The sequence below is a fragment of the Aquipuribacter hungaricus genome (assembly GCF_037860755.1).
Taxonomy (GTDB): Bacteria; Actinomycetota; Actinomycetes; order Actinomycetales; family JBBAYJ01; genus Aquipuribacter; species Aquipuribacter hungaricus.
Map to the genome: position 1 here is coordinate 1 of NZ_JBBEOI010000189.1, position 6,788 is coordinate 6,788.

Consider the following 6,788-nt stretch of genomic DNA (forward strand, 5'->3'; position numbering starts at 1 on the left):
ACGACCAGCAGCAGCGCCAGGAGCAGGCGCTCGGGCCCCCGGCCCGTCGTCACTCCCCGGTCGCCGGGGACGCCACCACGGGCCCTGCCGCTGCCCGGCCCGCGCGGACGTCCAGCCGCGCAGCAGCGCGAGCATGACGCCGAGGGCACCGCCGAGCACCGCCCCCACGGCCGCGCCCGACCTGGGGCCGACCGAGCTCGGGGACTCCGGCAGGTCGGCGGCGGTGAGCACGGAGACCTGCCCGGTGGCGAGGTCCGCCGCGGCGCGCAGCCGGGCCTCCTGCTGCGCGAGGGAGGCGACCTCCTCCGCGAGCGCGACCGCCCGCGGGTCGGGTGTCCCGTCCTCCTGCAGGGGCACCGCGCCGACCTGGCCCTGGAGCTGCACGGCGGTGGCCTGCAGGGCGTCGGCCTGGGCCAGCAGCGGCGCCACGGCGGACTCCTGGCCGATGTCGAGGTAGGCCGCGGTGACGCCGGCCGCGACCGTCTGCGCCTGCTCCGGGGTCCCGGCGGTGGCGCTGACGACGAGCACGTCGGTCTGCTCCTCGACCCCCACCGTCACCGCCTCGCGGACGTCGCGGGGACGCAGGCCCAGGTCGTCGGCCGCGCGCTCGGTGACGGCGTCGCTGAGCACCACCCGGGCCTGGGTGTTGATGGACCGGACCACGTCGCCGCCGCCCTGGGAGGACCCGGTGAGGACCGCCGTGGGGTCGACGCTGGACACGAGCAGGGTCGTCGAGCTCCGGTAGACGGGGTCGACCTGGGTGAGGCCGAGCCCGAGGACCGCCGCGACGAGCGCCGCGCACAGCAGGACGAGCCACCAGCCGCGGGCGAGCGCGAGGACGGGGTCGAACCGGTCGGCGCTCACGCGGGCGGCACCGGCAGGCGCGGCACCGGACCGCGCCGCCGCTCCGGCGCGAAGCGGACCAGGCCGGCGAGCAGGCCGGCCCCCCAGCTGAGGTGGACCAGGGCGGGGACGACGGCGCCGCGCCACGGCTCGGCGCCGTCGGCGTGGGCTGCCCGGGCGCCGAGGGCCCCGCTGAGCAGGGCGTACCCGGCGGCGCCGGCGGCCCAGCCGCGGCGGCTGACCAGCGGTCCCAGGAGCAGGCCGAGGACCACCAGCGGCGGGGCGAGCTGCCGGGCCCGCAGCGAGCCGGGGTGCAGGTGCAGGGTGAGGCCCTTGTAGTAGCCGTAGCGCCACATCTGCAGCGCGAGCGCGCGGGGGGTGCGGCGGACGTACCAGGTGCTGCGGGCGGCCGGCTGCAGGTGCACCGGGGACCCGGACTCCGCCACCCGGACGTCCATCTCGTAGTCCTCGTTGGCGTGCAGCCGCTCGTCCCAGCCGCCGGCCGCGACGAGCTGCTCGCGCCGGTAGCAGCCGGAGAACACGTGGACGATCGGCCCGGGCGCGCCGCCGACCCGGTGGCGTGCGCCGCCGAGGCCGACGGGCCGCGACAGCACCGAGGCGATGGCCGCCCCCCAGGCGCCCCGGCCCGCGGTCTCCATGGCGCCGCCGACCCCCGCGGCGCCGGGCGTGGCGCGCAGGAAACCGACGACCTGCTCCAGGTAGTCGTCGGCGTAGTCGGCGTGGGTGTCCATCCGCGCGACGAGGTCGCCGGTGGCCGCGGCCAGCGCGACGTTGAGGGCCGCGGGGACGACCCGGCGGGGGTTGTCGACGACGACGAACGAGGGGTCGTCGGCGGCCACCCGGTCCAGCCACTCCCGGCTGCCGTCGGTGGACGTGCCGTCGGCCACGACGACCTGGTCCGGCTGCAGGGTCTGCGCACGCAGCCGTTCCAGGACGGCCGGCCAGCGCTCGATCTCGTCCCGGGCGGGGATGACGACCGTGAGCGTCGGCCGCCCCGGCCCGGTCTGGTCCTCGGTCACGTCTGGGCCCCCAGGTCGTCGGAGATGCGCTGGACGAGCGGCCGGGTCGCGGCCGCCCAGGAGTGGTCGTCGCCGACCGCGGCGGCGCCGGCCTCGCCGAGCCTGGCACGGCGCGCGGGGTCGGCGAGGAGGTCGACCAGCTCCCGGGCCATGGCCGCGGGCTCGTCGGCGACGACGACGCCCCGGCCGACGAGGTCCTCGAGCCCTTCGACCCCGACCGTGGTGGACACCACCGGGCGGGCGTGGGCCAGGGCCTCGAGGATCTTCAGCCGGGAGCCGCCGCCGGAGCGCAGCGGCGCGACGGCCAGGGCGCTGCGGGCGTAGGACGGGGTGAGGTCGGGGACGGTGCCGGTGACCTCGAGGCCGGGACCGGCCAGCTCGCGGACGGCCGGGGCGGGGTTGCGGCCGACGAGCAGCAGGGTCGCGTCGGGGCGCTCGGCCCGCACGAGCGGCCAGACCTGCTCGGCGAACCACACGGCCGCGTCGACGTTGGGCGCCCACGACAGCAGCGCGACGAAGCAGACGACCGGCCCGGTGGCCTGCGGCAGCGGGGTCGGCTCGTCCCAGGCGTTGGGGACCACGACGAGCCGGTCGACGACGGGGCGGCCGTCGGCGCCCCTCGCCCCCGAACCGACCAGGTCGCGGAGCCGGTCCGCGTCGCCGGCGCTGGCCAGGGCGACCACCCCGGCCGAGGCGGAGGCGCGCCGCTCCAGGCGCCGCAGCAGCCGGGCCTCGACAGCGAGCACCAGCCGCCGGACGCCGCGCTGCGAGCGGGCGTACCGGTCGGTGAGGGAGGACTCGACGTTGTGCATGTCGAGCACGGTGGTGGCGGCCGACGAGCGGCGCGCCAGGGGGACGAGCTGGACGTGCTCGACGACGAGGGCGTCGGCCCGCCGGGCGGTCGCGTCACGCACCGCGGCGTCCAGGGCGCGGGAGTAGAACCGGGCCGAGGTCAGGCTCTGGCCGCGCAGCAGGCCGAGCGCGAGGTCGACGAGCCGGGCCGGCAGCGGGCCGCCGCGAGGGACGGCGACCACGCGCACGCCCTCCGCCTCGAGCCCGGCCACGTCCTCGTCCTGCCCGGCGTAGGCACACACCGTCACCTCGCCGTGCGCGCGCAGGGCACGCACCACACCGAGGGTGCGGCGCTTGTCGCCGCTGTTGGGCGGCCAGGGGACGAACTTCGCCACGACGACGCTATGCACGGTCGCCCTCCTCGGTGCTCGGGACGGGGGTGCTGCCTGGTCGGGTGGTGGCAGCGGGGCTGCGGTCGGGTGCCGTGCCGCGGCTGGTCGCGGCACGGGTCAGGGCACGGGCCCGCCGCAGCCCCGCGAGGACCCGGCCGACGACCGCGGGGCGGCGGGTGGGGTCGCGACGGCCGACGACGAGCGCGGCGCGCAGGCGCGCGGACGGCACCACCAGCAGCAGCGCCCACACCGACAGCCCGAGCAGGTGCGCGACCGGCAGGTGCGCCTGCGAGAGCCGCCGGACCAGCCGGAGCGCCGGGGGCAGCAGCCAGGGCCGGCCCTCGAGCGCACCGAGCATGAGCCGGCGCTCGAGCACGTAGGCCGGGGCCGAGGCGCCGAACGGGGGCTCGTCGAGGTCGAGGAGCGCGCAGGTCTGCTCCCAGCGGCGCCCGAACCAGTCGATCTCGCCCTGGAGCCGCTCCGGCGTGGGGCGGTTCCACTGGCTGTGGTTGCCGCCGTGGACCCGGTACCGGGCCAGCGGCACCGGCAGGCTGACGACCGGCTCCCCGAGGTGGGGCAGGGCGAGCGTGAGGGGCCCGTCGACGAAGTCGCGCAGGTCGAGCAGGTCGGTCCGCATGCCCAGCAGCACGTCGCGCCGGTAGACGTTCCCGGACGTCGGCGGGCAGGTGTAGAAGCCGAGCACCGCGTTGTCGCGCACCATCTCGGCCGCCCCGTAGCCGTCGGGCACCGTGGGGAAGACCGAGCCGGTGGGCACCCCGACGGCGTCGACCGCCTCCAGCGGGAACTGCACCTTGGCGGGGCGGCCGGCGAGCGCGGTCCGCAGGGTGGTGAGCATGCCGGGGACGGCGAGGTCGTCGGCGTCGAGGAAGAAGACGTAGTCCGACGAGCAGACGGCGAGCCCCGTGAGGCAGGCCGACAGCTGGCCGCCGTTCTCCTGCTCGACGAGCCGGACCCGGTCCCCGTAGCCGCGCGCGACCTCGGCGGACCGGTCGGTGGACCCGTCGTCGACCACGACGACCTCGGCGAACGGGGGGTCCTGCGCGAGCACGCTGTCGATCGTCTCGGCGAGGAAGTCCTCGTAGTCGTGGACCGGGATGACGACGGCCACGGTCGGGGCGGCAGCGCCGTCGGCCGCCGGCCCGGCCGGGGAGAGCCCCGTGGTGGCCCCGGGGGCGGGCCGGGTGCGCCGGGCCCGGGCGAAGACCTCCTCGTAGCCCTGCACGGTGCGGTCGACGGTGAACGAGCGCGCGACCGCCTGCCCGGCGGTGGCGATGCGCACCCGGGCCTCGTCGTCGCCGACCAGCTGCACCAGGGCACGGCCCAGGTGCTCCGACGTGGGGGCGACCACGCGGGCGTCGACCATGTCGGTGAGGTGGTCCCCGCCGAACGCGGTGGCCGTCGTCACCGCCGCGCACCCGAAGGCCATCGCCTCGGGCAGGGCGAGCCCGAAGCCCTCGGACAGCGACGGGAACAGCAGGACCGACGACGACCCCAGCAGCCGCGCGTGCTCGGCGACGCTGATCCGGGGCAGCACGGTGACGGACCTGCGGTCGCCCGGGTGGAAGTGCGCGCGGACCTCGTCCTGGCCCAGGCCGGTCCCGCCGACGGTGAGCGTGGCCGAGGGGTGCTGCTCGCGCAGCAGGCGGAAGGCGGCGGGCACGTGGAAGGCGCCCTTGCGGGCCTCCCAGGTCCCGAACCAGACGACCGACCCGGGGGTGCGGCCGGCGACCGGGGGCGCGTCGAGGGACGCGGCGAGCAGCTCCGGGTGCACCGGCGGCGGGACGAGCACGGCGTCGCCGCCGGCCGCGCGCAGCGTCGCCAGGTCGCGCAGGTTCTGCACCACGGTGACGTCGGCGGCCCCGGTGCCCCGGGCGTCCCAGCGGACCTGGAACGGGCCGGTGACCAGGCGGTTCGCCGGTCCCGCGCGGTGGTGGCCGAGCTGGGCCTCGACGAGCCCGGCGACGTGGTCGTGCACCACGAGGCCGTGGACGTGGTTGACCAGCAGCGGGCGCGACGGGGTGCGCCGCAACCGGCGGAACAGGGGGTACGCCGTGCCGGAGGAGGCCATGACGACGTCGTAGGACGCGGGCTCCCAGCGCCGGGCCGCCCGGCTGACGAGCTGCGGCAGCAGGGTGCGGCGGGCGAGCAGCCGCAGCCGCGGGTCCTCCGGCAGGCCCATGTCCTCCAGGTGCTGCAGCCGCACCTCGTGCCCCCGCCCCCGGAGGCCGTCGGCGAGCAGGTGGTAGACCCGCGAGGCGCCGCCGTCGGGGTCGTCGGGCACGTGCGACAGCAGCAGGACCCGGAGCGGGCCGGCCGCGGTCAGGTCGGTCAGGTCGGTCGGGTCGGTCGGGTCGGTCGGGTCGGTCGGGTCGGTCGTGGGGGTCAGGTCGGTCATGCGGACACCTCCGAGGGGACGCGCCCGAGCCGGGCCGCGCGGAGCAGGAGCCACCAGGCCGGCGGCACGACGAGGGCGGCGGCTGCCGCCAGGCCCCACGCGGCGCCCGCCTCGCCGTAGCGCCAGGCCCCGATGACCGAGAGCAGGACCACGAGCGGACCCAGCATGGCCGAGGTCCAGAACGCGTAGGTGGTGCGGGCGAGCGCCCGCATGACGGCCGTGGCGCCGACGGTCGCGCCGATGCAGGCGGTGAACACGACGAGCCCCGGCAGCGCCTCGCGGGCACCGGTCCAGGTCTCGCCGAGCAGGGCCTCCCCCGCCGCCCGGGGCAGCAGGAGCAGGATCCCGCCCCACACCAGGTCCACGACGACCATGACCCCGCTGAGGACCAGTGCCACGAGGACGTGGCTGCGCCGGGACAGGTCGTGGCGGACGATCTCCGGCACGGCGAAGGAGCTCAGGGCGAAGCCCACGATGTTGAGGGGGCCGAGCAGGGTCTGCGCGGCGCGGATCGCCCCGACGGTCTCCACCGAGGCCACGGCCGCCATGAGGACGAACGCCACCTGGGTGGCGCCGAGGATCGCGGCGGCGTTGGCGACGGAGGGACCGGCCACGTCCCGGTGGTCGACGAGGAACCGGCGGCTCGCCCGCAGGTCCGGCACGGCGCCGGCCTGCCGGGCACCCCAGACGGCGGCCACGAGCGCGGCGAGCCCCCAGGCGAGCACGTACCAGACGGCCCGCTCCGCGCCGGCCACGAGCAGGCCCGCGATGAGGACCGCCTGCAGGACGGTCCACAGCAGGTCGTTGGTGAAGGCGTGCCGGGGCGTGCCGCGGGAGACGAAGACCGTCCGCCACGTGTCCTGGAGCATGAGCGCCGGCAGCAGGACCCCCGTGGCCAGGAGCACGTCGCGCAGCGGCACCCCCAGCGGCAGCGAGGCCAGCACCATGACGAGCGCGCTCAGCAGCCCGATGACGACCGACGTGCCGCCGGCCGCGGCGGCCACCCGGGTGCGCAGCTCCCCCGTGGCGGTCGCGTACCGGATCATGACGACCTGCCCGGAGGACGCCTGGCTGATGGCGACCGCGAAGGTGTAGACGGAGAACGCCAGGGCGAACGCGCCGTACTCGGTCGGGGAGACCGTCCGCGCCACGACGATGCTCAGCCCCGCGTTGGCCAGGCTGGAGACGGCCTGGTCGGCGAGGATCCAGCCCGCGCGCCCGCCCAGCGACCGGCCCGCGCCGCCGCGCCGCGCACCGGCGCCGGCACCGTCCGCGCCATGCGCGAGGGCGACCTCGGGGGCTGCC

At 77.5% G+C, this 6,788-nt stretch carries 5 protein-coding genes; all 5 read right to left on the minus strand.

Translation table 11 applies throughout. The features are described 5' to 3' along the window. A partial coding sequence (locus WCS02_RS15620) for a Wzz/FepE/Etk N-terminal domain-containing protein (protein WP_340294890.1) occupies positions 1-864 on the minus strand: 864 nt, incomplete at its 3' end. Next, positions 861-1,883: a glycosyltransferase gene (locus WCS02_RS15625; RefSeq protein WP_340294892.1), complete on the minus strand. Its 1,023-nt coding sequence runs from the start codon at positions 1,881-1,883 to the stop codon at positions 861-863. The genes WCS02_RS15625 and WCS02_RS15620, both read right to left, overlap by 4 nt. Continuing rightward, complete coding sequence (locus WCS02_RS15630) at positions 1,880-3,085, minus strand: glycosyltransferase (protein ID WP_340294894.1); 1,206 nt, start codon at positions 3,083-3,085, stop codon at positions 1,880-1,882. Before WCS02_RS15630 ends, WCS02_RS15625 begins: the two co-directional genes overlap by 4 nt. Then, positions 3,078-5,483: a glycosyltransferase gene (locus tag WCS02_RS15635; protein WP_340294896.1), complete on the minus strand. Its 2,406-nt coding sequence runs from the start codon at positions 5,481-5,483 to the stop codon at positions 3,078-3,080. Before WCS02_RS15635 ends, WCS02_RS15630 begins: the two co-directional genes overlap by 8 nt. Next, the coding region (locus tag WCS02_RS15640) for an MATE family efflux transporter (protein WP_340294898.1) at positions 5,480-6,788 on the minus strand (1,309 nt) is incomplete at its 5' end. The genes WCS02_RS15640 and WCS02_RS15635, both read right to left, overlap by 4 nt.

Bases quoted from the DNA above. Each gene is read 5' to 3' on its own strand.
- WCS02_RS15635 (WP_340294896.1), bottom strand. From the start codon at position 5,483: ATGACCGACCTGACCCCCACGACCGACCCGACCGACCCGACCGACCCG.